Below are 23873 nucleotides of genomic sequence, written 5' to 3'. Positions count from 1 at the left end.
GCCCCGTCCGGGCCGGTGTTCTCTGCCCCGCGAAGCTATTGAACTGCTGACGGCACCAAGAAAAAAGCCCCCGGCTGCGGGGGCTCATCCAGGGGGTGTGAATCAGTTCACGCCCAACCGTTTGTTGATCATCCACTGCTGGGCGATGGACAGGATGTTGTTCGTCAACCAGTACAGCACCAAGCCGGCGGGGAAGACGAAGAACATGACGCCGAAGGCCACGGGCATGATCCACATCATCTTCTGCTGCATGGGATCGGCGGCCGGCGGGTTGAGCCAGACCTGGAACAGGCTGGACGCCATCATCAGCAGCGGCAGGATGAAGTAGGGGTCGCGCACCGACAGGTCGGTGATCCACAGCATCCACGGCGCCTGGCGCATCTCGACGGTGGACAGCAGCACCCAGTACAGCGCCATGAAAATCGGCATCTGCAGGAAGATGGGCAGGCAGCCGCCGATGGGGTTGATCTTCTCCTCGCGGTAGATCTTCATCATCTCCTGCTGCATTTCCTGCGGCTTGTCCTTCAGGCGCTCCTTCATGTCGTTGATGCGGGGCGCGACGGCCTTCATGCGGGCCATGGACTTGTAGGCGCTGGCGTTCAGGCTGTACAGCGCGATCTTCAGCAGCAGCACGAGGGTGACGATGGTCCAGCCCCAGTTGCCGATGAAGCCGTGCAGCTTGTCCAGCAGCCAGAACAGTGGCTCGGCCAGGATGGTCAGCATGCCGTAGTCCTTGACGCGCTCCAGGCCAGGTGCCAGCTTGGAGAGGTTGTTCTCCTCCTGGGGGCCGGCGAACAGCGTGGCCTGCTGGGTGGCGGTGGCGTCGGGCGCCAGGGTGGGCAGCGTGAAGACCATGCCGGTGGCATAGGCGTCGCCGCGCACGCCGGCCTGGCCGGGCAGCTTGCGCACGAAGAACTCGCGGTTGCCCGGTTCGTTGACGATCCAGGCGCTGGCGAAATAGTGCTGAACCATCGAGACCCAGCCGTCATTGGCCTGCTTCTCGATGTCGACCTTGTTCTTGTCGATGTCCTCGAACTTGATCGTGTGGAACTTGGTCTTGTCGTTGTAGACCGCCGGGCCGGTGAAGCTGGGCGTGAAGGCCGCGCCACCGGTGACCGTGCTGCCGTCGCGCACCAGTTGCAGATAGACCTGGGGCGTGACCGGTGCCGTACCGGTATTGATCACCTCGTGCGTGACGCCCACCGTGTAGGCGCCGCGCGTGAAGGTGAAGGTCTTGATGAGCTTGACGCCACCGACCTCGGCCGATTCCAGGCGCAGCTTGACCTCGTTCTGACCGTCTTTCAGCTCGCGCTCACCGGCCACCGCCGTCATCGGCGTCGTGTGAGCCGGCAGCGGGCCCTGGGCGCTGACCAAGCCGGTCTGTGCGCGGTAATGCTGGGCGGCGTTGAAGAGAACGACGGGTTCGGGCGTGAACTCGGGCTTCTTCTGCAGATGCACCATCTGCAGCAGCTGATCCGTCACCGTGGGGTCCGGCGAGGTCAGGTACTTGGGCAGCTCGGTGCGGACGATGTCGCCGCCCAGCGTGTCCACGGTGACGGTCAGCACATCGGTGCGGATGGTGACTTTCTCGGACGGAGCGGCGGCCGGCGCGGCAGCTGTTGTGGGGGCCTGGCCCGCCGCGCCCATGGCTGCGGGTACGCCGGCCGAAGCCGGCATGCCCGGCGCCGTCGAGACGGCCTTGGGCGCCGAGGGGCTGAACATCGAAGGATGCCCGTTGTGCTTTTGCCAGCCGTCCCAGAGCAGGAACAGGGACATCGTGAACACCACCCACAGCACAGTGCGGCGAATATCAGTCATGAGAAGACTCGGACGAGGAAGACGACGCGCTAGCGCGCGCGATGGAGGGGGAGACCAGGCAGGAAAACAGCCGCGGCGCATTGTCAGGCACGGGGTCGTGCCCGCCATCACACAGCGGCTGGCAGCGCAGGATGCGGTGAACGGTCAGATAGCTGCCCGCCAGCGCGCCATGGCGTTCCAGGGCCTGGAGCGAATAACGCGAGCAAGTCGGCTCGAAGCGGCAGGCATTGCCCAGCCAGGGGCTGAGCATGAGCCGGTAGCCGCGCACGAGGGCCATCAGCGCGCGGGCGGGCCAACTCGGGTTCATGCCGCCGTCACCGGTTTGGGCGACTGAGGCTTCAGCGCGCGGTCCAGCAATTGCGCCAACTCGGCCCGCGCGGCCTGGCGCAGCGCGTCGGACGCGGCGCTGGGGAACTTCTGGCGGTCAAACGGCGAGCGCAAGCGGACGACCCACAAACCCGGCGGCATGCCGGGACGCTCCGCAAATGCGGCGCGGATCTGCCGCTTCAAGAGCGCCCGCGTCACCGAGCGCTTCGCGTGCCGTTTGGGAACAACGATGCCCACCCAGCAGCCTTCAGGCGCAGCGGGCGGGTCATGGTCCACAGCGTTGTGGGCAGGCTGTGAGTCGCCTGTTGATAACTCGGCTGAGGCTGTGAGTAACTTGGCGGCGTGCCAGGCGCTAGGCGCCGGATTGGCCGACAGGTGGTGCAGCGCGAAATGCGCGCTGCGCACCCGGCTTTGACGGCCGAGCACACGCTCAAAGTCCACCGGGCGGTTCAGCTTTCCGATCATCGGGTGCCCGGGGGCTGACGACGCACGCAGGCGCGGTCGTCAATCACCGGCGCGGCTTAGACAGCCAGGCGCTTGCGGCCCTTGGCGCGGCGAGCAGCGATGACGGCACGGCCGCCACGCGTCTTCATGCGCACGAGGAAGCCGTGGGTGCGGGCGCGGCGGGTCTTGGAGGCTTGGTACGTACGCTTCATGAGAAACCTCTTTGGAGGGTTTGTGCAGGCTGGGCGCAGCGGTTGGCACCCGGCAGGACGGCCGGTGCTCTCAAGGAACTCCGGCGAAAAAAGCGCATGGCGATCAAGTCGCAATGCGCGAAAACCCGGCATTACAGCAGAAGCAGCCGGCTCGGTCAATAAGTCGCCAGTCTCAAGCCGGGTTTGCCAGGGATTGACCCCCTTCCAAATTCTGTGGATAACCCGTCTTTCGGTGGCCTCGGGTCCGTACAATCTGGCCGCTCGAAAAGAAGTTTTCCACAATGAGCGAAGAAGAACACAGGGTGGATGGGGTGCAGGCTTTGAAGACGGGCGAGATGACTGGCGCAGGGGGCGTGAATTCCGCGGAATGGGCATCCGAGCTCTGGCGGCGCGGCTGCGAGCGCCTGGCCACCGAGCTGCCTGAGCAGCAGTTCAACACCTGGATCCGCCCGCTGCCGCCCGCCACTGTTTCGGGCGACGGTGCCGACGCCGCGAGCGCGCTGGTGGCCACGCTGAAGGTGCCCAACCATTTCAAGCGCGACTGGATCCGCCGCCAGTACGCCGCCCGCATCGAAGCCATCCTGACCGAATTGGCCGGCCGCCCGACGCGGCTGGAGCTGGCCCTGGTGGCGCGCGATGCGTCCAGCGCGCCCATCACCATGCCCAGTTCGATGTCGGGTGCTGCCGCGGCGCCGCAGCCGCTGCCGGGCCAATCGGCAGCGCCGGCCGAGCCCAGCGCCGCACTCCGGCCGGTCAGCGCGCCGCCCGCCAGCGCCATCATGCTGCCCTCGCAGGCGCCCGCCTCGGCCAAGCACCGCATCAACCCGCAGCTCACGTTCGACACGCTGGTGCCCGGCCGTGCCAACCAGATGGCCCGCACCGCCGCGCTGCACGTGGCCGGCGCACCGGGCATCACCTACAACCCGCTGTTCATCTACGGCGGCGTGGGCCTGGGCAAGACCCATCTGATCCACGCCGTCGGCAACGCGTTGCTGAAAGACCGGCCGGACGCCCGCGTGCTCTACCTGCATGCCGAGCAGTTCATCTCCGACGTCGTCAAGAACTACCAGCGCAAGACCTTCGACGAGCTGAAGGCCAAGTACCACTCGCTGGACCTGCTGCTCATCGACGATGTGCAGTTCTTCGCCGGCAAGGACCGCACGCAGGAAGAGTTCTTCAACGCCTTCGAGGCGCTGCTGGCCAAGAAGGCCCACATCATCATGACGTCGGACACCTACCCCAAGGGGCTGGTGGACATCGACGAGCGCCTCACCTCCCGCTTCGACGCCGGCCTCACGGTCGCCATCGAGCCGCCCGAGCTGGAAATGCGCGTGGCCATCCTGATCAAGAAGGCCATCGCCGAAGGCGCACCCATGCCCGAGGACGTCGCCTTCTTCGTCGCCAAGAACGTGCGTGCCAACGTGCGCGAGCTGGAGGGCGCGCTGCGCAAGGTGCTGGCCTATGCCAAGTTCTCGCACAAGGAAATCAGCATCACGCTGGCCCGCGAGGCGCTGAAGGACCTGCTGTCCATCCAGAACCGCCAGATCGGTGTGGAGAACATCCAGAAGACGGTGGCCGACTTCTACAAAATCAAGATCGCCGACATGTACTCCAAGAAGCGCCCGGCCAGCATCGCCCGGCCGCGCCAGATCGCGATGTACCTGGCCAAGGAGATGACGCAGAAGAGCCTGCCCGAGATCGGTGAACTCTTCGGCGGGCGCGACCACACCACCGTGCTGCATGCGGTGCGCAAGATCGGCGGCGAGCGCCAGAAGAACACCGAGCTGAACCAGCAGCTGCACGTGCTGGAGCAAACGCTGAAGGGCTAACCCCCGAACGGGTCGCCTTCGGGTTGACCCGTAGCTCCAACCAAGCCCCTGTCGACCGGTCGTGCACCCATTCCGGGCGACAATCGCAGCTTCACGCGCGCGCGCGTTTTTTGGGCTTGGCCCCAGCTGAAATCTCTCCCCCCAAGAGGTCCTCATGATCGTTTTGAAAGCTCCCCAGGATCAGGTGCTCGGCGCGCTGCAAGCAGTGGCCGGCATCGTTGAGCGGCGCCACACGCTGCCCATCCTGGCCAATGTGTTGATCCGCAAGACCGGCAACCAGGTGGAGCTCACGACCAGCGACCTCGAGATCCAGGTGCGCACCACCGTGCAATTCGATGGCGACACGGGCAACCTGTCCACCACCGTCGGCGCGCGCAAGCTGATCGACATCCTGCGCTCCATGCCGACCGACCAGGTCGTCAGCCTGACGAGCAACCAGAACAAGATGACGCTGCAGGGCGGCAAGAGCCGCTTCACGCTGCAAACCCTGCCGGCCGACGACTTCCCCCTCGTGCAGGAAGCTGCCGACTTCGGCCCCGCGTTCAGCGTGCCGCAGAAGGCGCTCAAGGGCCTGATCAACCAGGTGCACTTCGCGATGGCGGTGCACGACATCCGCTACTACCTGAACGGCATCCTGTTCGTTGCCGAAGGCAAGAACCTGACGCTGGTGGCCACCGACGGCCACCGCCTGGCCCTGGCCCAGGCCGAGTTGGACACCGACATCCCCAAGCAGGAAGTCATCCTCCCCCGCAAGACCGTGCTGGAACTGCAGCGCCTGCTGAAGGACGGCAAGGAAGACGACGCTATCGAGATGCGCTTTGCCGGCAACCAGGCCAAGTTCAGCTTCAGCGGCATGGAGTTCGTCACCAAGCTCGTCGAGGGCAAGTTCCCCGACTACAACCGTGTCATCCCCAAGAACCACAAGTTCCGCCTGACGCTGGGCCGCGCGCCGCTGCTGAGCAGCCTGCAGCGCGCCGCCATCCTGACCAGCGAGAAGTTCAAGGCCGTGCGCCTCACTTTCGAGCCGGGCCTGCTCTCCATCGCGTCCAGCAACGCCGAGCAGGAAGAGGCCAAGGAAGAGATCGAGATCGACTACGCCGGCGACAAGATCGAGACCGGCTTCAACGTCACCTACCTGATGGATGCCCTGGCCAACATGAGCCAGGACATGGTCTGCGTCGACCTGAACGACAGCGCCAGCAGCGCCTTGCTGACCATCCCCGACACCACCGGCTTCAAGTACGTCGTGATGCCGATGCGAATCTGAGTCAGCACCCCTGGCTTGGACACAGCGGGCTTCGGCCCGCTTCAGTGCTTTTAAAGGGTGATGAGTTTGTCGCCCGCGAGTGAGAGAGAGTTCCCGATGAGTGATGTTTCCAGCAGCGCCGAGCACCCCGATGGCCTGAACGCCAACCAGCAAGCGGCCGCCGCGGCCGAGGCCAAGTCGGGCGCGGTCTACGACGCCGACTCCATCCAGATCCTCGAAGGCCTGGAAGCCGTCCGCAAGCGCCCGGGCATGTACATCGGCGACACGTCGGACGGCACCGGGCTGCACCACCTCGTGTTCGAAGTGGTCGACAACTCCATCGACGAGGCCCTGGCCGGCCACTGCGACGACATCGTCGTCACCATCCACACCGACAACTCCATCTCCGTCATCGACAACGGCCGCGGCATCCCCACCGGCGTCAAGATGGACGACAAGCACGAGCCCAAGCGCTCTGCCGCCGAGATCGCGCTCACCGAGCTGCACGCCGGCGGCAAGTTCAACCAGAACAGCTACAAGGTCTCCGGCGGCCTGCACGGCGTGGGCGTGAGCTGCGTGAACGGCCTGTCCAAGTTCCTGCGCCTGACCGTGCGCCAGAACGGCAAGGTCCACTTCATCGAGTTCGCCAAGGGCGTGCCGCAGGACGGTGAAAGCGTCATGGTCAACGGCTTCGAGACCCGCCCGATGAAAGTCATCGGCGACACCGACAAGCGCGGCACCGAAGTGCACTTCCTGCCGGACACGGAAATCTTCCAGCAGAACAACGACTTCCACTACGACATCCTCGCCAAGCGCCTGCGCGAGCTCTCGTTCCTGAACAACGGCGTCAAGATCCGCCTTGTCGACGAGCGCAACAACAAGGAAGACAACTTCGCCTACGCCGGTGGCGTGAAGGGCTTCGTCGAGTTCATCAACAAGGGCAAGACCACCCTGCACCCGAACATCTTCCACGCCCAGGGCGACAAGATGAGCGACCAGCAGACCAACATCGGCGTTGAAGTGGCGATGCAGTGGAACGACGGCTTCAACGAAAACGTCCTCTGCTTCACCAACAACATCCCGCAGCGCGACGGTGGCACCCACCTCACCGGCCTGCGCGCCGCGATGACCCGCGTCATCAACAAGTACATCGACGACAACGACCTGGCCAAGAAAGCCAAGGTCGAAGTTGCCGGTGACGACATGCGCGAAGGCCTGGCCTGCGTGGTCTCCGTGAAGGTGCCCGAGCCCAAGTTCAGCTCGCAGACGAAAGACAAGCTCGTCTCTTCGGAAGTGCGCGGCCCGGTGGAAGACATCGTCTCCCGCCTGCTGACCGACTACCTGCTCGAGAACCCGCTCGACGCCAAGATCATCTGCGGCAAGATCCTCGACGCCGCCCGCGCCCGCGAAGCCGCCCGCAAGGCCCGCGAGATGACGCGCCGCAAGGGCGTGCTCGACGGCCTGGGCCTGCCCGGCAAGCTGGCCGACTGCCAGGAAAAAGACCCGGCGATGTGCGAGATCTACATCGTCGAGGGCGACTCCGCCGGCGGCTCCGCCAAGCAGGGCCGCGACCGCAAGTTCCAGGCCATCCTGCCGCTGCGCGGCAAGATCCTGAACGTCGAGAAGGCCCGCTACGAGAAGCTGCTCACCAGCAATGAAATCATCACGCTGATCACCGCGTTAGGCACCGGCATCGGCCGCGGCGCGGGCAGCGACGACTTCAACCCCGACAAGCTCCGCTACCACCGCATCATCATCATGACCGACGCGGACGTGGACGGCGCCCACATCCGCACCCTGCTGCTGACCTTCTTCTACCGCCAGATGCCCGAGCTCTGCGAGCGCGGCCACATCTACATCGCCCAGCCGCCGCTCTACAAGGTCAAGGTCGGCAAGCACGAGCAATACCTGAAGGACGCGCCCGAGCTCGACAGCTTCCTGCTCAAGGTCGCGCTGCAAGACGCCAGCCTCGACACCGGAACGGGCAACACGATCAAGGGCGACACGCTGGACACGCTGGCCCGCAAGTACGTTGCAGCCCAGTCCGTCATCGGCCGCCTGTCCAACTGGATGGACATCGAAGCCCTGCACATCCTGGCCAACGGCCTGGCGCTCAAGCTCGACACCCGCGAAGACGCCGACGCCAGCGCCACCGACCTCAAGGGCCTGCTGCACGACGCGCTGGTGACGGTCGAGACCGACCCGCGCACCGACAAGTTCTTCCTGAAGATCGCCCGCACCCATCACGGCAACGTGCGCGCCAGCGTCATCCACGCCGACTTCGTGCACGGCGCCGACTACGAAGTGCTGGCCGACGCCGGCCTCAGCTTCCAAGGCCTCATCCAAGCCGGCGCCATCGTGCGCAAGGGCGAGGGCGAGAAGGCCAAGGAAAGCAAGGTCGACGACTTCCGCGCCGCCATGGCCTGGCTGATGCAGCAAGCCGAAAGCGCCGTCGGCCGCCAGCGCTACAAGGGCCTGGGCGAGATGAACCCGGAGCAGCTCTGGGAAACGACCATGGACCCCACCGTGCGCCGCCTGCTGCGCGTGCAGATCGACGACGCCATCGAGGCGGACAAGGTCTTCACGATGCTGATGGGCGACGAGGTGGAGCCGCGGCGCGACTTCATTGAGACGAATGCGTTGAGGGCGGGGAATATCGACGTTTGAGGCGTCGAGCGGCGGCAGTGCAATGCGAGCCATGGCTCACACGCTGCCCCGCTTCATCACCGATCGCCACGCCGCGCTCGCGGCGCTTTGCGAGCGCACCCACACGCGGCGGCTGGCGTTGTTTGGCTCAGCCACGCGTGCTGACTTCGAGCCGGAGCGCAGCGACCTCGATTTCGTCGTCACCTTCGACGACCTGCCACCGGTCGACTACGCGAACGCCTTCTTCGAGCTGAAGCAGGGCTTGGAAACGCTGTTCGAGCGGCCTGTGGATCTGCTGACTTCCAACAGCCTGCGCAACCCCTATCTGCGCCAGCGCGTCGAGGCCGAGCAGGTCGCTCTCTACGGCATCTAAATCGGCTTCGCAGCCCCAAAGCCTGACCGCGCCGCAGCGCCTCGTACAGCTGCGCCAGCACCGGCCGCCGTGCAGCGGGAAACAGCAGGTCCATCACGGACGAGTCGTTGCTCATTGGGCGACGGTTGTTGCCATAAAGGCGACGTTTTGCAAGCTTCATGGTGGGCACACAATCCAGCTTCTAGCGAAACGACAGCAAGCCACGACTGCTCGAACGCGGCGAGGGAGCCCCATGACCCCAGAGGCCCAGGCCCGACAAGTCATCGATGAACGCCTGCAGGCGGCCGGCTGGCTGGTGCAGGACTACCGCCAGCTCAACCTCGGCGCGGCGCTTGGCATTGCGGTGCGCGAGTACCCCACCGACACCGGTCCGGCCGACTACGTGCTGTTCGTCAACCGCGACGCAGCCGGCGTCATCGAGGCCAAGCGCGACGACGCCGGCGAACAACTCGTCGTCACCGAAACCCAGACGAAAGCTTGTTCTTGCTGGATGAGCCCGACACCCACTTGAATCCGAAGTGGAGCGTGGACTACATCGGCTACCTCAAGCAGTTCGTGACGGGTGGGCTGCAGCGGGAGGAGACAAGTCACATCTTGTTGACCACTCACAACCCGCTTGCTGTCGCGGAGCTGGTTCGCAATCAGGTGCAGATACTTCATCTTCAACAGTCGGAAGATCAACGGCGCATCGTGGCCTGCCATCCCGAATTGGATCCGCGCGGTATGGGTTACGCGGCCATCGTGACCAGCGAAATGTTCGGTATTGCTTCGACGTTGGATCGCAGTACGCAGGTGCTTCTGGAGGAGCAGCGTGCGTTGGCTAGCAAGGAGCGATTAAGCTCCGAAGAGCTCGCCGAACTTGACAAGCTCAACCTTGAACTGAATCGATTGGGATTTCGCTTCTTCCACCCCGATGATGAGTTCTCCCGCTTTCTGCGTTTGCGGAATGCCGCCCTGCAGGAGATGTTCGACGAGGCTGATCATCGATTGCTCGCGAGGCACGCTGTGGCGCTCAGCCGCGATGCCCGGGAACAACTAGCGAAGCGCTTGATCGACCAGCTGCAGCTTCGCGGCGAAGCGTGAGGGGTGTTGATGTGAGGCACATTGACGTCGCAAACCTACCGCTTCCGACGGGGTGGACTGCCAAGGCTAGTGCGGCCACGGCCGCAGTAGCCGCTGGCGCCGACCCCAAAGATTACGAATCGGTCTGGCGTGACCTGAAGGATGCGCTCGGCGCGTACTTTCACGATAAGTGCTGGTATTGCGAGACAAAGATCGCTAGATCTGACAACGCCGTCGACCACTTTCGACCGAAAGGTCGGGTGGCAGAGGCGCCTTCGCATCCGGGCTACCGTTGGTTGGCGTTCGAGGTCAAGAACTTCCGGTATGCCTGCACCTTCTGCAATAGCCGGCGCAAGGATGTCGATGGCGGCACCGCCGGTGGGAAAGCAGATCGGTTTCCCTTGCTGAACGAGGCCAGGCGCGTTTACGCAGCTGGGCCATTGGGCATGGAGGGGCCCGTCCTTATCGATCCGTGTCACATCAGAGATCACCTGCTGATCGGCTGCAAATGGGAAGACGGCTCGCCTTGTCCGGCGAGCAATACGGCACAGGACGCCGAGCGAGTCCTGGCGTCCATAGAAATTCTTCACTTGGACTACGGGCCCTCATGCTTGCAACGGCATGGAATCGCAGTTCAGTTCCGGGAAGATGTGGAAGAGGGCAAGCGCTTGTGGGACTTGATCACGCGTGGTGGAGGCGATGAAGAGTCTTTCAATAGGGTTTTGGAGCGCATCAAACGAGTCATCGACACGACCGCTCAATTCAGTGGAGACATGCGCTTCGTTCTCAAAGGTTTGCGAAGCGCAGACCACGAGTGGATCGAACAACTTTTGATGAGTTGACCGGATGAACGACATAACACTCTCCCGATCCGATGCGTTGATCACCGCCATGCACCGGGCCGCATTGCAGGCCCTGGCTGCCGCACCGAGCGGCCAGCTCAAGGCCAGCGCGCTGAAGCAGGCCATCGAGGCGACCGTGCCGCTGGACGACTGGGCGCGCGAGACCTACGCCACCACGGGGCATACGCGCTGGCGCTCCATCCTCGCGTTCTCGTCGGTAGGCATGGTGAAGGCAGGCTACGTGAGCAAGGAGCGCGGCGTGTGGACGCTGCTGCCCGAGGGCCGTGCGGTGCTGGAGCGGGGCATCGAGCCCAAGGCCTACCTCGCCGAGCTGGACCGGCGCTACCGCGCGTGGAAGACTAGCCAGATCGCCGTCGCCGCTGCGCCGGGGGTCGCCGCCGTTGTTGCGCCGGGTGAGGACGAGGAGGACGACGACAGCCTGGAGGCGCCGGACGAGCGCATGGACCGCACGCTGAAGGCCGCGCACGCGGCGCTGGCAGCCGAGTTGATCGCCACGATCAAGACTTGCGAGCCGGAGTTCTTCGAGCGCCTGGTAGTGCAGCTGCTGCTGAGGATGGGCTACGGCGGCAGTCGCCAGGAGGCCGGGCGCGCGGTGGGCCGCTCGGGGGACGGCGGCATCGACGGCATCATCAACGAGGACCGCCTCGGCCTGGACGCGATCTACCTGCAGGCCAAGCGCTGGGAGGGCTCAGTGGGCGAGGGCCCTGTACGCGACTTCAAGGGCGCGCTCGATGCCAAGGGCGCGCAAAAGGGCGTGTTCATCACGACCAGCAGCTTCACGCCAGCGGCCATCGAGGCGGCGCGGGTCAGCCGTTCGTATCGCATCGTGCTGATCGACGGCGCGCGGCTGGCCGAGCTGATGATCGAGCACGACCTGGGCGTGTCCGTATCGGCGACCTACCAGCTCAAGCGGCTGGATTCCGATTTCTTCGCAGAGGAGTGACGGCCCAGCCGCGCTCCTGAACTGCTGCCGCGATGGCGGCCTCTCGATAGCTTGAAATGAATACTTCGACCCTGATCCAGAAAGTCTGGAGCCGGGGTGGGCGGCGGGGTCGGTCATCGTGATGACGGGGTAGACGAGGACGGCGAAGTCGGGCCGGGCGCTGACGCTGTTGTCCAGCGCGGCACCGGTGCGGCCGTCGGCGTGGTCGAACAGCGTGCTGGCGCTGGCCGCCAGATGGCCGCCGGCGGAGCTGCCCATCACGCCGATGCGCTGCGGGTCGACACCGAACTCGGCCGCGCGCGAGCGCACCAGGCGCAGCGCGCGCAGCACGTCCTGCAGCGGCGCGGGGTGGCCCCACTCCTGCAGGCGGCTTTTCAGGATGAAGGTGGTGATGCCCAGAGTGCTCAGCCAGGCCGCGTACTGATGCCCCTCGCGGTTCATCGACAGGTAGCTGTAGCCGCCACCCGGGCACAGCACGACGGCGGTGCCGTTGGGGCGGTCGACAGCGGGCGGTACCGCGGTCAGGGTGGGCTGCGACACGTTGGCGATGCTGCCGTTCGCGTCTACACGTTCGGAGCCGAGGTCGCCCCGCGCTGCTGGCGCATCCGCCCGCACGGCGGCGGGCACGCCCTCGGGCCAGAGCGGCAGCACGTTCGGCGCGGGCGCGGCCCGGCTGATCGTCGGCAGCAGGGTCAACAAGGGCGACAGGATCAGTGGGCGGCGCTGCATGCGTTCGGCGGGCCGGTGTTCAGGCCCTTCAGAGTCTTTGCGGTGCAGTTTGCCTTTGCAGGCTGCTCACGGCGGTGAGTGATTGGAGGCCGGCGCAGTTGTAGAGATTCGTGAGATCGCCGTCGCCTGCCCAGCTTGTGAAGGTGCAAGCGGAGACAATTGGCTCCGAGTCGCTTGGCGCGATCCCGTGTCGATGGCATTCCAGGCGCGTTTCGCCGTCCCTGGCCGGCCCACCCGATGGGAAACCTCGGGTGCGCTTCGCGCCAGCACAAACAACTGCCCTTCTCAGTGATCAAGGAATTGATCGTGAGCGACATACCGCCTTCTTCAGCAAGCATTTCTCAATGACCCGCAAACTGCGCATTTCCCATCTGCTCCCTTCCGTTCTTGCCAGCGCGATCCTGATCGCTTCGGCTGGGGCCGCCAGCGCCGCGACGCATGCCAAGTCCAAGCCCCACGCAGCTGCGGCCCGCAAGGCCAAGTCCGCCCCCGCCGAGCAGGCGATGACGACAGACGCGAACGGACAGTCGGTGCCGGTCCTCGACAACAAGGCGTGGGTGCTGCTGGACTACAACACCGGGCAGGTCCTGGCGTCTTCCAATGCGGATGAACCGCTGCCGCCCGCGTCGCTGACGAAGATGATGACCAGCTACCTGGTGGAGCAGGGGCTGAAGAGCGGCAAGTTCAAGCCCGACGAGATGGTCACCATGAGCGAGAGCGCGTGGTGCCGCGGCGGCAAGGACGGCGACAGTTGCATGTTCGTGCCGCTCAACGAGAAGGCCTCCTTGATGGACATGCTGCGCGGCGTGGTCATCGCCAGCGGCAACGACGCGTCCAAGGCGTTGGCTGAACACGTCGGCGGCTCGGAGGCCGGCTTCGTCACGCTGATGAATGCCGAAGCCGCCAAGCTCGGCATGACGAAGACGCACTTCGCGAACGCGGCCGGCCTGCCCGACCCCAACAACAAGGCCTCGGCGAAGGACCTGGCCGTGCTGGCCGCGGCCATCATCCGCAACAGCGCCGAGTACTACCCGATCTATGCCGAGCGCGAGTTCACCTACAACAAGATCAAGCAGGGCAATCGCAACGCTCTGCTCTACACCGATTCGACGGTCGACGGGCTCAAGACGGGGCACACGGAGGACGCAGGCTATTGCCTGACCGCCTCGTCCAAGCGCAATGGCATGCGCCTGATCTCGGTCATCATGAACGCGAACAGCAAGCAGGCTCGCGCTGATCAGACCCGGGTGTTGTTCAACTGGGGTTACGCCAACTTCGAGGAGGCCACCCCCGCCCAGGCAGGCGCGACGTTGGCGACGGCCAAGGTGCTGTACGGCGTGGCGCCTGAGGTCGCGGCTGGCACTGCGCAACCGTGGACCTTGGTGATCCCGAAGGGCCAAGGTGCCGCGGTCAAGACCGAGGTGTCGCTGAACCCAGGCCTGGAGGCGCCGATCGCCAAGGGTGCCGTGATCGGCAAGGTCGTGGCCACGGCCAACGGCAAGCAGCTCGGGGAGCAGCCGGTCGTCGCGCTGGCCGACGTGGAGCGCGCCGGATTCTTCCTGCGCATCAAGCAGCGCATCGTCGGCTGGTTCTCGAAGTAACGCGCAGCGGGGTGGTCAGCGCCCCGTGGCGGCCCACCACACGCCGCCCCACAGGTGGTCGAGATACCGCGGGTCCTTGTACATCTCGACGTTGTGCCCCAGCGCCGTGACGAACACGCGGCCTTTCTCGTAGGGGTGCCACCAACTCACCGGGTGGTCGGCGCCCATGCCCTTGGCGACCTGGCCGGGCCAGATCTTGGTGGGGTCGTACGTGCGCTCGTCCACGGCCAGCACGGGGTTGATCTTCACGCCGTGCGGGTTGCTGAACTCGTACCACTCGTCTGACCAGAGCCAGCGGTCCGGCAGGCCGAAGGTGGCGGGGTGGCTGGCGTCGGCCTTGGTGACGACCGCCGTCTGCAGCATGGGGTGGATGACGAAGCTGCGGCCGACGAGCTTCTCGTACCAGGGCCACAGGCCGGGCTTGCTGATGATGGCGCGGTGCACGACGACGGCGTTGCCGCCGGCCTTCATGTAGCGCTCCAAGCCCGCGCGCTGGGCCTCGTTGAACTCCTCGCCCGAGCTGTTCAGCAGCACCACCGCGGCGTACTTGCTCAGGTCACCCTCGAAGGCATAGGGTTGCGCCGCCCAGGTCAGCTCGAAGGAATGCAGCTTGGCGAGCTTCTCGAAGCTGTCGCGCGCGACGGGGATGTACTCGTAGTGGTACTTGGTGGGCATGGCCAGCACCAACAGCTGGAACTGGCCGTCGCCCGCGAGGGCGGTGCTGGAGATGGCGGCGGCGGCCAGGGCCGGCAGGGCGTGGGTGATCTTCATGGGCCGCGATTCTTCCAGCCCGGCGGCGTTCAGCGCCTATGCCTAACCCTGCAGGCGAGCGCGCCGCCCGCCTGCAGGGGCGCTGGGCTTCAGGCCGCGCGCTGGCGGCGCCGCGCCATCACGCCGATGACGCCCAGGCCCAGCGCCATCAGCCCGTAGGTTTCGGGCTCGGGCACGGCGGCGATGGCTGCTGCGCCCATGAATTGGTGCGACAGGGCCGAGGGGTGCAGGGCGTCGGAGAACTGCGAGACGCTGCACGAGACGCCGACCGAGCCCTGGAAGGCGCCGCAGGGTGTGAGGACGTTGGTGATGCCGTAGACCGCGCCGCCGTTGTTGAGCGCGTCGTTGCGCACCGCGGCGCCCAGGGCCGCGAAGTCGAAGAAGCTCATGTTCAGGCCAATACCCTGGCCGTAGCCGACCACGCCGCCCATCAGCGCGTTGAAGGCGTTGGTGGCTTGCGTGGACACACCGGTCACCCCAAGCCCCACGGCCTCGGGCGTTGCGCCGAGGTCGGGCAGGTTGGCCACGAGCACGTTCTTGGCGCCCTTGGCCGCCAGCAGGCCGAGCGCAGTCTTGAGGTTGTCGGTGGCGGTGACGGCGGCCGCACCGATGTTGGCGGGGTTGCCGCTGCGCGCGTCGCGCATGTCATTGCCGCCGGCCACGACGACGTACAGCGCGTTCGGGTCAACCGCCGGCAGGGCGCTGGTGAAGCTGCCGATCTGCACGAGCAGGCTGGGGATGCTGCCGCCGGCCGTGCGCGCGCCGCCCCAGGCGAAGTTGTTGCCGCCCAGCAGGCTGGCCTTGGACGCGTCGGCATGGCCGATGCCGGCGGCCAGGTATTCCACCCAGACCGGGCCGTCGGAGAAGCGCCCGTTGTAGTAGGGCGCCACAGGCAGCGCGCCGCCGTAGTAGGTGTAGATGTTGCCGGTGTCGGACAGGCTGTCGCCAAAGAAGTAGGCGTTGCTGAAGCCGGCGGCACTGGCGGGGCCAGCGAACAGGACTGCGAGCGCCGCTGCAGCCAGGGGGCCGCGAACAGGATGTGTCATGTCGTCTCCATTGCTTTTGTGGGAGACCGACGCTAGGCACCTGCCCCCGCGCTGGCAAGAGGGTTAGCCAGCGAGGCGAGGGTGTGTGGGGGGTGGGCGGGCGGCTGCGTCAGCGCGCGGTGGGTGCGCTCTGCAGCCAGCCGCCCAGTTGCCGCATTGCCGCCGGCGTGCGCGCCAGGCTGCGGTGGTTGGTGCCGGCAAGCTGGTGCACGGTCACGGCCGAGCCCGCGCCGCGCAGGGCCTGCACGAGGGTGTGCGAATGCGCGTGCGGCACCTGCGTGTCGCGCTCGGCCAGCAGTACCAGCACCTCGCAGTTCAGCGCCCGCGCGGCGGCGACGCTGTCCAGCGGCGAGCGCAGCCAGGGCGTCAGCGGCGCCAGCAGCAGGTTGCGCCGCAGCACCGCCCGCAGGCTCTTCAGCGGCGTGATCAGCGCGACGCTGGCCACCGGGCGCCCGGCCGCGGCCAGCCGGGCCGCGAGCTGCATGGCCACGCCGGTGCCCAGGCTGCGCCCGGCCAAGTGCAGCGCATCCGGTGGCAGCGCCAGCCGCGCCAACCCCCAGGCTGCGGCGGCTTCGGCATCCGCCACGCAGGCGGCCTCTGAGGGCCAGCCGCCGCTGGCGCCCAGGCTGCGGTAGTTGAAGGCCAGCAGCGCGCAGTCGTCGGGCAGCCAGCCGGCGAGGTCGGGCGTCCAGGCCACGTTTTCGTTGCGCCCGCCAAACCACAGCAGCAGGCGGCGCGGCGGCGGGGCGTCCACCGGCAGGGTCAGCCAGCCCTGCAACTGCACGCCACCCGGGCGCGCCAGCCAGACGGCCCCGGCGCGTCGCCGGGCCGCGGCGGGGCCGGGGTCGGTGCGGCGGATGACCCAGGTGCGGCCGAACAGCAGCTTGCCCTGCAGGCTGATGAGGCCGGCCGACAGCGCCAGCACCGCAAACAGGCCCCAGGCCCAGGTCGGGAGAGAGGGCAGACCGGAAAGGGGCATGGCGTGGGCTCGGCGGCGTGAAGCGCCGAGCCTAGGCCGCCCGCGTGACAACCTCGTGAGGCGCCACGCCCTGCTTGCTCTTAACGAGCCCTGGGCTTGAAGGAAATGCCCAACGCCACCAGCGCCAGCAACACCAACGCCAGGCTGGCCGGCTCGGGCAGCGGCGCGGCCAGGCCTTGGCCGCCCAGGTAGAAGCTGCCGCCACGGTTCCAGTCGTCGAAGGCGCCTTGGGTGGCAAAGCTGAAGTTCAGCGTGATGTCGTAGAGCACCGTCGCGCCGGCGGCCATGGTGCCGAAGTCGAACAGCGGCACGACCCAGTCGGCTTGCGTGGCGATGCCGGCGGCCGGGGCGCCGGGCGTCCAGGGGGTGCCGATCCAGGTGTCATTGCCCACGTCGCCGAGCTTGATGCTGCCGTTAGCTCCACCAACGCTCAGCTTCACGCCACCGCCCACAAAGGCAGCATCGGCATTGCTCCACAACAGCGAGGTGGCTGCGTTGCTGGAGTCATAGCTCCACGCCCAGCCCAGGTACATGCCGAGGTGGGCGGTGCTGGCGCTGCTGTTGGTGGCGTGCTGGTTGTGGAAGCTGACCGTGGCCGTGCGGGTGCCGGCGTCGGAGGCGTAGGTGAAGTTGTTGTCCAGCGTGCTTTGCAGCGCGTTGGACTCGACCCAGGCCGGTGCAGCGCTGGCTGCGGCAGCCATGCTGGCCATCAGCAAGCCCATCACGCCGCGGCGCAGCCAGGCGGCGAGAGTTGCAGATCCGTTCATGAAGTCTCCTAGGTTGAGGGTGGGTAGAAAGCAAGTCGCGCACCCGGACAAGAACGTTAGACCGAACAGGCACTTGCACGCGGCGGCCGGGCCATCCCACGGCGTTGCGTCAAGTTTCCCGACACCGGGTCATCCCGCGGTCATGCAGTCGCCACCGCGGCAGCGCACACTTCGCGCATGGCCTACACGCACACCCTCGGCGGCGAGCGATACAGCTTTGCTGACCTGCGCACGCTGCTCGCCAAAGCCAGCCCGCGGCGCTCGGGGGACGAGCTGGCCGGCGTGGCGGCGGCCAATGCGCGCGAGCGGGTGGCGGCGCAGCTGGCGCTGGCCGACCTGCCGCTGAAGGCATTCCTCAACGAAGCCGTCGTGCCCTACGAAAGCGACGAGGTCACGCGCCTCATCGTCGACACGCATGACGCCGCCGCCTTCGCGCCCATCGCCCACCTGACCGTGGGCGGCCTGCGCGACGCGCTGCTGGCCGACGCGGTGGACCCTGCAGAAACAGCCCCGGGCCTCACGCCCGAGATGACCGCCGCCGTCAGCAAGCTCTGCCGCGTGCAGGACCTGATGCTGATCGCGCGCCGCTGCGAGGTCGTCACGCAGTTCCGCTCGACGCTGGGCCTGCGCGGGCGCCTGGCCACGCGGCTGCAGCCCAACCACCCGACGGACGACGAGGCCGGCATCGCCGCCAGCCTGCTCGACGGCCTGCTGATGGGCGCGGGCGACGCCGTCATCGGCATCAACCCGGCGACAGACAACCTGCCCCAGGTCATGCGCCTGGTGCAGATGCTGGACGCCGTCATCGCCCGCCACGAGATCCCGACGCAGAGCTGCGTGCTCACCCACGTCACGACGACGATCGAAGCCATCAACCGTGGCGCGCCGGTGGACCTGGTGTTCCAGTCCATCGCCGGCACCGAGGGCGCCAACCGCGGCTTCGGCATCACGCTGGCCTTGCTCGAGGAGGCGCAGCGGGCGGCGCTGCAGCTCAAGCGCGGCGGGCGGCAGGTCATGTACTTCGAGACTGGCCAGGGCAGTGCCCTCTCCAGCGGCGCGCACCATGGTTGCGACCAGCAGACGCTGGAGTGCAGGGCCTACGCGGTGGCGCGGCGCTTCGAGCCGCTGCTGGTCAACAGCGTCGTCGGCTTCATCGGGCCGGAGTATTTGTTCGACGGCAAGCAGATCCTGCGCGCGGGCCTGGAAGACCACTGCTGCGGAAAGTTGCTGGGCCTGCCGATGGGCGTGGACGTGTGCTTCACCAACCATGCCGAAGCCGATGTGGACGACGTCGACAGCCTGCTCACGCTGCTGTGCGCGGCGGGCTGCAACTACATCATGGGCGTGCCGGGGTCGGACGACATCATGCTGGGCTACCAGAGCACCAGCTTTCACGACGCGCTGGCGATGCGCCGGCTCCTGGGCCTGCGGCCGGCGCCGGAGTTCGAGGCCTGGCTGCAGCGTGTGGGCGTGTTCGAGGCCGGCCCGGAGCCGCGGCTGGCGGATGGGCTGCCGGCGCGTTTTGCCGCGCTGCTGGCGCAGTCATGAAACCGCCCGTCGTCGACCAACCCTGGGCCAGCCTGCGCCGCTACACGGCCGCGCGCATCGGCCTGGGCCGAGCCGGCGTCAGCGTGCCGACGAGCGCTCACCTGGCCTTCCAGCAGGCGCACGCCGAAGCGCGCGACGCCGTGCATGCGCCGTTGGATGCCGAGGCGCTGCTGGCCGGCCTGCGCACGCTGGGCGAGGCCCCGTTGCTGGTGCAAAGCCAGGCCGCCGACCGCGCGAGCTACCTGCAGCGGCCCGACCTTGGCCGCCGCCTCAGCAAGCCCTCGGCCGAGGCGCTGGCCGCGCTGCAGGCCCCGGCGAGCGACCTCGCCTTCGTCCTTGCCGACGGCCTCTCCGCGCTGGCCCTGCAGCGCCAGGCCTTGCCGCTGTTCACCGCGCTGCGCGAGCGGCTGCTGTTGGAAGGCGGCTGGGCCTGGGCGCCGCCCGTCATCGCAACCCAGGCCCGCGTGGCGCTGGGCGACGAGATCGGCACGCTGCTGAACGCGCGCTGCGTGGTCGTGCTGATCGGCGAGCGCCCCGGCCTGTCGGCGCCGGACAGCCTGGGTGTCTACTTCAGCTGGGCGCCGCACCCGGGTCTTGTCGATGCGCAGCGCAACTGCATCTCCAATGTGCGCCCCGAGGGCCTGCCGTCGGGCGTCGCGGCGGCCAAGCTGCATGCGCTGCTGCGCGAAGCGCGAACGCGCCGGCTGAGCGGCATTGCACTGAAGGACGAGCAGGATGAGCATGCCCCGGACCGCGTCGCGTCACCGCTGATGCGCTTGCTGGGCGGCTAGCGTTCGGCCTTGGGCCTGGGCGCCATCGTGTCTATGCCGGCGCCGGGGTCTTCCTCACCTGCCACGGAGCCGTCATCGAAGGCGCCGTCCTTGACCTGGCGCGCTGTCTGATCCTTGTTGGCCGGCCGGTCAGGTTCGACGGGCAGGGGCGGATGGTCGGGCGGTGTGCTGCGGGCGGGGTCGTGCATGGCGGTCTCCAGGAAAAAGGGGCGGCAACGCCGCCCCTGAACTCAACTCACGAAACGACCGGGCTTACATCCACCAGCTCGAGCCGTAGTAGTCGTAGACCTTGCGGCCGTACTCGTCGTTGTAGGTGGGCGCTTCGTCCGCGGTGTAGCGCGGTGCGCGCTCCAGCTGGCTCTTGTCGACGTTGACGACATAGCCGTCCTTGCTGGTGTCGTACTTCAGTTGATCCCAGGGCAGCGGGTAGCGGTCGGTACCCATGCCGAGGAAGCCGCCGAACTCCAGCGCCGCGTAGCGGACCTGGCCGGACTGCTTGTCGATGACGAGATCGTCGATGGAACCGAGCTTGTCGCCGCTGGGGCTGTAGACCTTGGTGCCTTCGACCTTGGACGAGGAAATGGTGGGGCTGATGCTGGCCATGATGGAACTCCTGGAAGGGTTGAACACGGGTCACGGGGCAGGCGTTTTGCGGCCCCGCCAGGTGCTGAGCACCATGCATTCAATGTGCGCGCTTGGCGGCCCCGGCACAGTCGGGCTGAGCCCCCCGGCGCTGTAGGAGTTGACCGACCGCGAGGTGACTCGGTTATGGGCCGGCCAGCACCACGGCAACAGGCCCTGGATCCGATGTTCGATCACGAGGTCTTACGGATCGAGGCTTGACTGACAAGTTGACAGCAATCAATCCGATCATTTGTCCAACAAAGTAGGCAAATAAATAAGTTTTGTCTAAAATACCGGACAAATGACTGCGGCCAACCTTTCCATGCTCGATCGCCAGCTGCTGCTGCAACTGAGCGATCGTCTGAAGCGCCTTCGCCAGGAAAAGGGGTTGGGCACGGTTGAGATGGCGAAGCGTGTCGGGGTGTCTCGCTCAACGCTCAGCGCGGTTGAAGCCGGCGACCCAGGCACTGCCATCGGAACGTACTTGCGGGTCATGTCCGTGCTGGGCGTGAGCGGCGAGCTTGCATTGCTGGCTGGAGATGCGCTGCAGCCTGCGCCTTCAGGATCTGCGGCGGCTCGCTCCAAGCGCAGAAAACCTGTCGTGCAGGTGCTCGTTTCTGCCGACGAGTCCCGTCACCAGATCCAAGACCTCCAAAGCATTGCGCTGCACGAGGAGGCAATCCGGACAGTGCAACAGAACCCGGCGCTGCTCGACAAAGCCAAGGAGACGCTACAGCTTTGGCTGAGCACCAAGCCCTCTTCTCGCTCAGCGAGCCTATGGGAGGAGTGGCGGAACATACTTCAAGGCCGCAACTGGCGCAAAGTGCTAAGCCGCACGCGGCGTGCGCAGGAGCTGCGCCAAGCCTCGCCGCTGCCGACCATCCTGCCTGAGGCTGCGCGACAGAACATACTGGCTGCAGTCAGCGAACTCAAAAGCGGCGTACGACTGGGTGGCGACATCGAGAGGGAAGCGCCGTGACTCGCGAGGAACTGGAACACATCATCCGCGCGAGTGCGGACGTGACCGATCAGTACGAATTCGTCATCGTAGGAAGCCAGTCCATCCTTGGCGCTGTTCCCAACCCTGACTCGGTCTTCACTGCTTCGGCTGAAGCAGACATCTACCCGCTCCAGGCACCTGAACTGGCCGACAAAATCGATGGCGCCATCGGTGAAGGCTCGCAGTTCCACGAACAGAACGGCTACTACGCGCAGGGCGTTGGCCCCGACACCGCGATCCTGCCGGACGGCTGGTTCCGCCGCGTACATCGAGTTCAGAACGGCAACACCAACGACCGCGTCGGCTACTGCCTGGACCTGCCAGACCTGTTCATGTCAAAGGCGGTGGCAGGCCGAGACAAGGATCGCGAGTTCTGCATGGCCATGCTCGAGCACCACTACCTGCGCCCGAACCAAGCCCTGAATCTGGTCCAACAAATGCCGCTGGATGATCAGCAGCAACGCAGCCTGCGCGCAACCATCCGTCGCTGGGTCAAGGCGCTGCGTGATGCAGGCCATGAGATACCGGAGAGTTAGTTCTCATCCAGGCTGATCAGCCCCTCGCGGATGGCCCATTTCACGAGGCTGGCGATGTCGTTAAGCCCGAGCTTCTTCATCAGCCGGCTGCGGTAGGTGTCCACGGACTTGGGCGACAGGTGCAGGGCCTCGCCGATGGCGCTGCTCGTGGCGCCCTGGGCCACCATCAGCAGGATCTGGCGCTCGCGTGGCGACAGGCCGTCCTCGTCCTGCCGCGTTGTGCCCTCGGTCAGCATCGAGGCCGCGAACTCGGCCGCCTGCGGGCTGAGGAAGCGCTTGCCCGCCGCTACGGCGTCCACGGCCTGCAGCACCTCGGAGCTGGCCGACCCCTTGAGCAGATAGCCCCAGGCGCCCAGGCGCAGCGCCTCGGCCACGTGGCGGGGTTGGTCGGACATGGTCAGCACGATGACGCGCAACTGCATGCCGCGCTTGCGCAGCTCCTCCAGCAGCTCGAAGCCCGAGCGCTGGCCCAGGCGCAGGTCCAGCAGCACCACGTCGGGCAGCAGCCGGCCCAGGTCGGCCAGCGCGGGCGTGGGGCCGGCGGCCTCGCCGATGACCTCGTGGCCCGCGCTTTCCAGCACGACGCGCAGGCCATCGCGCATGATGGCGTGGTCGTCAACCAGGTAGATGCGGCTCATCCAGGGCGTCCCATGTCAGTGTGACCATGGTGCCATGCATGGGAGAGCCGTCAATGCGCAATTGGGCACCGATGGCCAGCGCCCGTTCGCGCATGCCCACCAGCCCGATGCGGCCCGGGCGGCTGCCGCGCATGCCCGGCTCGATGCCCACGCCGTCATCGCGGATGCCAAGCACCAGCCGGTGCTCGTCGCCGGCCAGGCTCACGGTGATGTGCTGCGCCGAGGCATGCCGCAGCGCGTTGAGCAGCGCCTCGCGGGCGACCATGAAGGCGGCGTACTCCACGTCGGGCAGCCAGCGCTGCAGCTGGGCCTCGTCGCTGGCCTCCAGCCTGGCCACGGCCTCGCCCTCGGCGGGGTGCAGCTGGCGGATCTCGTTGTCCAGCGCCGCGGCCAGGCCCAGCTCGTCCAGCAGCGGCGGGCGCAGCTCGGCCAGCACGCTGCGGATCTGTCGGTTGGCCAGCACCACGAGGTTGGCGACGCGCTCGTCCATGCGCGCCTTCTGCGCGGTCTCGGCAGTGCTGTAGGCCTCCCAGTGCAGGCGCAGCGCGGCCAGCGTCTGGCCCAGCTCGTCGTGCAGGGACTGCGCAAGCTTGCGGCTGGTGAGCTTCTCCTGCTCCAGCAGGCGGCGGTTGAGCTGGGCGAGTTCGTCGCGCGTCTGCTCCAGCAGCGCTTGCTGGCCCGCGCGCTCGGTCACGTCGCGCAGGATGACGCCGAAGCGCGCCGGGCCCGGCGCCAGGCCCAGGGTGTAGATCGAGCCCTCGAGGCGGTGTGTGCCGGTGTGCACGGTCACCGCGCAGCGGCCGTCGTCGCCCGCGCAGCGCAGCCAGCCGGCCCAGTCGGCGGCGCCAGGCAGCAGCGTGTTGATCGGGTGGCCCAAGGCCTGCGCACTGGCGTGGCCGCTCAGCCCTTCGGCGCCGCGGCTCCAGTCCAGCACGTGGCCCTCCAGGTCCAGCGTCGCAAGCAGCGTGTCCAGCGCCGCGTCGGCCAGCGCGTGCAGCCAGTTCAGCTGGGCGGCGGCAGCGATCATGCGGTCACTGTAGCGGCGCCGCCAACGCCGCCAACGTCGCCTCTTGCTGATGC

General features: G+C 66.8%; 25 protein-coding genes and 1 pseudogene. 13 read left to right on the top strand and 13 right to left on the bottom strand.

Annotated elements, in window-relative coordinates:
- Nucleotides 1-102: 102 nt before the first annotated feature.
- From yidC to rpmH, 4 genes are read right to left on the bottom strand one after another with little or no spacing between them, the layout of a single operon-like run.
- Nucleotides 103-1818: a membrane protein insertase YidC gene (yidC, locus tag AC07V5_RS03340; RefSeq protein WP_495114157.1), complete on the bottom strand. Its 1716-nt coding sequence runs from the start codon at nucleotides 1816-1818 to the stop codon at nucleotides 103-105.
- Nucleotides 1811-2125: a membrane protein insertion efficiency factor YidD gene (gene yidD, locus AC07V5_RS03335; protein WP_495114156.1), complete on the bottom strand. Its 315-nt coding sequence runs from the start codon at nucleotides 2123-2125 to the stop codon at nucleotides 1811-1813. The genes yidC and yidD overlap by 8 nt, the downstream gene beginning before the upstream one ends.
- Nucleotides 2122-2610: a ribonuclease P protein component gene (locus AC07V5_RS03330; protein ID WP_495114155.1), complete on the bottom strand. Its 489-nt coding sequence runs from the start codon at nucleotides 2608-2610 to the stop codon at nucleotides 2122-2124. The genes yidD and AC07V5_RS03330 overlap by 4 nt, the downstream gene beginning before the upstream one ends.
- A gap of 56 nt (nucleotides 2611-2666) precedes the next feature.
- Nucleotides 2667-2801 carry a 50S ribosomal protein L34 gene (gene rpmH / locus AC07V5_RS03325; protein ID WP_054021782.1) on the bottom strand — a complete coding sequence of 45 codons (135 nt, stop codon included), beginning with the start codon at nucleotides 2799-2801 and terminating at the stop codon, nucleotides 2667-2669.
- A gap of 353 nt (nucleotides 2802-3154) precedes the next feature.
- Between rpmH and dnaA the strand changes: the two genes are divergently transcribed.
- The 8 genes and pseudogenes from dnaA to AC07V5_RS03285 all read left to right on the top strand — a co-directional run.
- The gene (dnaA, locus tag AC07V5_RS03320; RefSeq protein ID WP_495114154.1) at nucleotides 3155-4630 is read left to right on the top strand and encodes a chromosomal replication initiator protein DnaA; all 1476 of its coding nucleotides are present in this window, start codon (nucleotides 3155-3157) and stop codon (nucleotides 4628-4630) included.
- A 154-nt stretch (nucleotides 4631-4784) separates the two neighbouring features.
- Complete coding sequence (dnaN, locus tag AC07V5_RS03315; RefSeq protein WP_495114153.1) at nucleotides 4785-5897, top strand: DNA polymerase III subunit beta; 1113 nt, start codon at nucleotides 4785-4787, stop codon at nucleotides 5895-5897.
- Between the two features lie 96 nt (nucleotides 5898-5993).
- Nucleotides 5994-8543 carry a DNA topoisomerase (ATP-hydrolyzing) subunit B gene (gene gyrB / locus AC07V5_RS03310; RefSeq protein WP_495114152.1) on the top strand — a complete coding sequence of 850 codons (2550 nt, stop codon included), beginning with the start codon at nucleotides 5994-5996 and terminating at the stop codon, nucleotides 8541-8543.
- Between the two features lie 31 nt (nucleotides 8544-8574).
- Nucleotides 8575-8895, top strand: a complete 321-nt coding sequence (locus tag AC07V5_RS03305) for a nucleotidyltransferase family protein (protein ID WP_495114151.1) — start codon at nucleotides 8575-8577, stop codon at nucleotides 8893-8895.
- Between the two features lie 232 nt (nucleotides 8896-9127).
- On the top strand, nucleotides 9128-9406 hold the full coding sequence (locus AC07V5_RS03300; protein ID WP_495114150.1) for a hypothetical protein: 279 nt from the start codon (nucleotides 9128-9130) through the stop codon (nucleotides 9404-9406).
- Nucleotides 9407-9420: 14 nt separating this feature from the next.
- Nucleotides 9421-9978 carry a hypothetical protein gene (locus AC07V5_RS03295; protein ID WP_495114149.1) on the top strand — a complete coding sequence of 186 codons (558 nt, stop codon included), beginning with the start codon at nucleotides 9421-9423 and terminating at the stop codon, nucleotides 9976-9978.
- Nucleotides 9979-9989: 11 nt separating this feature from the next.
- Complete coding sequence (locus AC07V5_RS03290; RefSeq protein ID WP_495114148.1) at nucleotides 9990-10799, top strand: hypothetical protein; 810 nt, start codon at nucleotides 9990-9992, stop codon at nucleotides 10797-10799.
- A 4-nt stretch (nucleotides 10800-10803) separates the two neighbouring features.
- A pseudogene (locus tag AC07V5_RS03285) lies at nucleotides 10804-11622 on the top strand (restriction endonuclease); the annotation flags it as partial.
- Here the strand turns inward: AC07V5_RS03285 and AC07V5_RS03280 are convergent.
- Nucleotides 11509-12459, bottom strand: a complete 951-nt coding sequence (locus AC07V5_RS03280) for an alpha/beta hydrolase (RefSeq protein ID WP_495114147.1) — start codon at nucleotides 12457-12459, stop codon at nucleotides 11509-11511. The pseudogene AC07V5_RS03285 and the gene AC07V5_RS03280 sit on opposite strands and share 114 nt — an antisense overlap.
- Nucleotides 12460-12629: 170 nt before the next feature.
- On the opposite strand from AC07V5_RS03280, the gene AC07V5_RS03275 reads away from it, so the two are divergent.
- The gene (locus tag AC07V5_RS03275; protein ID WP_495114146.1) at nucleotides 12630-14093 is read left to right on the top strand and encodes a D-alanyl-D-alanine carboxypeptidase family protein; all 1464 of its coding nucleotides are present in this window, start codon (nucleotides 12630-12632) and stop codon (nucleotides 14091-14093) included.
- Nucleotides 14094-14108: 15 nt separating this feature from the next.
- On the opposite strand, the gene AC07V5_RS03270 is transcribed toward AC07V5_RS03275, so the two are convergent.
- From AC07V5_RS03270 to AC07V5_RS03255, 4 genes are all read right to left on the bottom strand, one after another.
- Nucleotides 14109-14864, bottom strand: a complete 756-nt coding sequence (locus AC07V5_RS03270) for a ThuA domain-containing protein (protein ID WP_495114145.1) — start codon at nucleotides 14862-14864, stop codon at nucleotides 14109-14111.
- Nucleotides 14865-14953: 89 nt separating this feature from the next.
- Nucleotides 14954-15910, bottom strand: coding sequence for an SGNH/GDSL hydrolase family protein (locus AC07V5_RS03265; RefSeq protein WP_495114144.1), 957 nt, complete (start codon nucleotides 15908-15910; stop codon nucleotides 14954-14956).
- Nucleotides 15911-16019: 109 nt separating this feature from the next.
- The gene (locus AC07V5_RS03260; protein WP_495114143.1) at nucleotides 16020-16889 is read right to left on the bottom strand and encodes a prolyl oligopeptidase family serine peptidase; all 870 of its coding nucleotides are present in this window, start codon (nucleotides 16887-16889) and stop codon (nucleotides 16020-16022) included.
- Nucleotides 16890-16969: 80 nt separating this feature from the next.
- Nucleotides 16970-17656, bottom strand: a complete 687-nt coding sequence (locus AC07V5_RS03255) for a hypothetical protein (protein WP_495114142.1) — start codon at nucleotides 17654-17656, stop codon at nucleotides 16970-16972.
- A 177-nt stretch (nucleotides 17657-17833) separates the two neighbouring features.
- Between AC07V5_RS03255 and AC07V5_RS03250 the strand changes: the two genes are divergently transcribed.
- Both AC07V5_RS03250 and eutC read left to right on the top strand, forming a co-directional pair.
- Nucleotides 17834-19204 carry an ethanolamine ammonia-lyase subunit EutB gene (locus AC07V5_RS03250; protein ID WP_495114141.1) on the top strand — a complete coding sequence of 457 codons (1371 nt, stop codon included), beginning with the start codon at nucleotides 17834-17836 and terminating at the stop codon, nucleotides 19202-19204.
- Entirely contained in the window at nucleotides 19201-19995 is a 795-nt protein-coding gene (eutC, locus tag AC07V5_RS03245) for an ethanolamine ammonia-lyase subunit EutC (protein WP_495114140.1), read from the top strand. Before AC07V5_RS03250 ends, eutC begins: the two co-directional genes overlap by 4 nt.
- Here eutC and AC07V5_RS03240 read toward each other — a convergent pair.
- Both AC07V5_RS03240 and AC07V5_RS03235 read right to left on the bottom strand, forming a co-directional pair.
- Entirely contained in the window at nucleotides 19992-20183 is a 192-nt protein-coding gene (locus AC07V5_RS03240) for a hypothetical protein (protein ID WP_495114139.1), read from the bottom strand. The two genes, eutC and AC07V5_RS03240, sit on opposite strands and share 4 nt — an antisense overlap.
- 64 nt (nucleotides 20184-20247) lie before the next feature.
- Entirely contained in the window at nucleotides 20248-20598 is a 351-nt protein-coding gene (locus AC07V5_RS03235) for a PRC-barrel domain-containing protein (RefSeq protein ID WP_495114138.1), read from the bottom strand.
- Between the two features lie 322 nt (nucleotides 20599-20920).
- On the opposite strand from AC07V5_RS03235, the gene AC07V5_RS03230 reads away from it, so the two are divergent.
- Both AC07V5_RS03230 and AC07V5_RS03225 read left to right on the top strand, forming a co-directional pair.
- Entirely contained in the window at nucleotides 20921-21598 is a 678-nt protein-coding gene (locus AC07V5_RS03230; RefSeq protein WP_495114137.1) for a helix-turn-helix transcriptional regulator, read from the top strand.
- Entirely contained in the window at nucleotides 21595-22155 is a 561-nt protein-coding gene (locus AC07V5_RS03225; RefSeq protein ID WP_495114136.1) for a DUF6036 family nucleotidyltransferase, read from the top strand. The genes AC07V5_RS03230 and AC07V5_RS03225 overlap by 4 nt, the downstream gene beginning before the upstream one ends.
- Here AC07V5_RS03225 and AC07V5_RS03220 read toward each other — a convergent pair.
- Together AC07V5_RS03220 and AC07V5_RS03215 are read right to left on the bottom strand one after the other, a co-directional pair.
- Nucleotides 22152-22793, bottom strand: coding sequence for a response regulator (locus AC07V5_RS03220; RefSeq protein ID WP_495114135.1), 642 nt, complete (start codon nucleotides 22791-22793; stop codon nucleotides 22152-22154). The genes AC07V5_RS03225 and AC07V5_RS03220 overlap by 4 nt on opposite strands.
- Nucleotides 22771-23820 (bottom strand): sensor histidine kinase, encoded by a 1050-nt coding sequence (locus tag AC07V5_RS03215; protein ID WP_495114134.1) that lies wholly within the window; start codon nucleotides 23818-23820, stop codon nucleotides 22771-22773. The genes AC07V5_RS03220 and AC07V5_RS03215 overlap by 23 nt, the downstream gene beginning before the upstream one ends.
- Nucleotides 23821-23873: the final 53 nt, after the last annotated feature.

Source organism: Roseateles sp. GW821-FHT02E12, assembly GCF_059421665.1.
The sequence above is the reverse complement of the archived record's forward strand: the minus strand, read 5'-3'. Positions and strand labels throughout refer to the sequence as shown.

Bases quoted from the DNA above. Each gene is read 5' to 3' on its own strand.
- yidC (WP_495114157.1), bottom strand. From the start codon at position 1,818: ATGACTGATATTCGCCGCACTGTGCTGTGGGTGGTGTTCACGATGTCC.
- yidD (WP_495114156.1), bottom strand. From the start codon at position 2,125: ATGAACCCGAGTTGGCCCGCCCGCGCGCTGATGGCCCTCGTGCGCGGC.
- AC07V5_RS03330 (WP_495114155.1), bottom strand. From the start codon at position 2,610: ATGATCGGAAAGCTGAACCGCCCGGTGGACTTTGAGCGTGTGCTCGGC.
- rpmH (WP_054021782.1), bottom strand. From the start codon at position 2,801: ATGAAGCGTACGTACCAAGCCTCCAAGACCCGCCGCGCCCGCACCCAC.
- dnaN (WP_495114153.1), top strand. From the start codon at position 4,785: ATGATCGTTTTGAAAGCTCCCCAGGATCAGGTGCTCGGCGCGCTGCAA.
- gyrB (WP_495114152.1), top strand. From the start codon at position 5,994: ATGAGTGATGTTTCCAGCAGCGCCGAGCACCCCGATGGCCTGAACGCC.
- AC07V5_RS03305 (WP_495114151.1), top strand. From the start codon at position 8,575: ATGGCTCACACGCTGCCCCGCTTCATCACCGATCGCCACGCCGCGCTC.
- AC07V5_RS03300 (WP_495114150.1), top strand. From the start codon at position 9,128: ATGACCCCAGAGGCCCAGGCCCGACAAGTCATCGATGAACGCCTGCAG.
- AC07V5_RS03270 (WP_495114145.1), bottom strand. From the start codon at position 14,864: ATGAAGATCACCCACGCCCTGCCGGCCCTGGCCGCCGCCGCCATCTCC.
- AC07V5_RS03265 (WP_495114144.1), bottom strand. From the start codon at position 15,910: ATGACACATCCTGTTCGCGGCCCCCTGGCTGCAGCGGCGCTCGCAGTC.
- AC07V5_RS03260 (WP_495114143.1), bottom strand. From the start codon at position 16,889: ATGCCCCTTTCCGGTCTGCCCTCTCTCCCGACCTGGGCCTGGGGCCTG.
- AC07V5_RS03255 (WP_495114142.1), bottom strand. From the start codon at position 17,656: ATGAACGGATCTGCAACTCTCGCCGCCTGGCTGCGCCGCGGCGTGATG.
- AC07V5_RS03250 (WP_495114141.1), top strand. From the start codon at position 17,834: ATGGCCTACACGCACACCCTCGGCGGCGAGCGATACAGCTTTGCTGAC.
- eutC (WP_495114140.1), top strand. From the start codon at position 19,201: ATGAAACCGCCCGTCGTCGACCAACCCTGGGCCAGCCTGCGCCGCTAC.
- AC07V5_RS03240 (WP_495114139.1), bottom strand. From the start codon at position 20,183: ATGCACGACCCCGCCCGCAGCACACCGCCCGACCATCCGCCCCTGCCC.
- AC07V5_RS03235 (WP_495114138.1), bottom strand. From the start codon at position 20,598: ATGGCCAGCATCAGCCCCACCATTTCCTCGTCCAAGGTCGAAGGCACC.
- AC07V5_RS03230 (WP_495114137.1), top strand. From the start codon at position 20,921: ATGACTGCGGCCAACCTTTCCATGCTCGATCGCCAGCTGCTGCTGCAA.
- AC07V5_RS03220 (WP_495114135.1), bottom strand. From the start codon at position 22,793: ATGAGCCGCATCTACCTGGTTGACGACCACGCCATCATGCGCGATGGC.
- AC07V5_RS03215 (WP_495114134.1), bottom strand. From the start codon at position 23,820: ATGATCGCTGCCGCCGCCCAGCTGAACTGGCTGCACGCGCTGGCCGAC.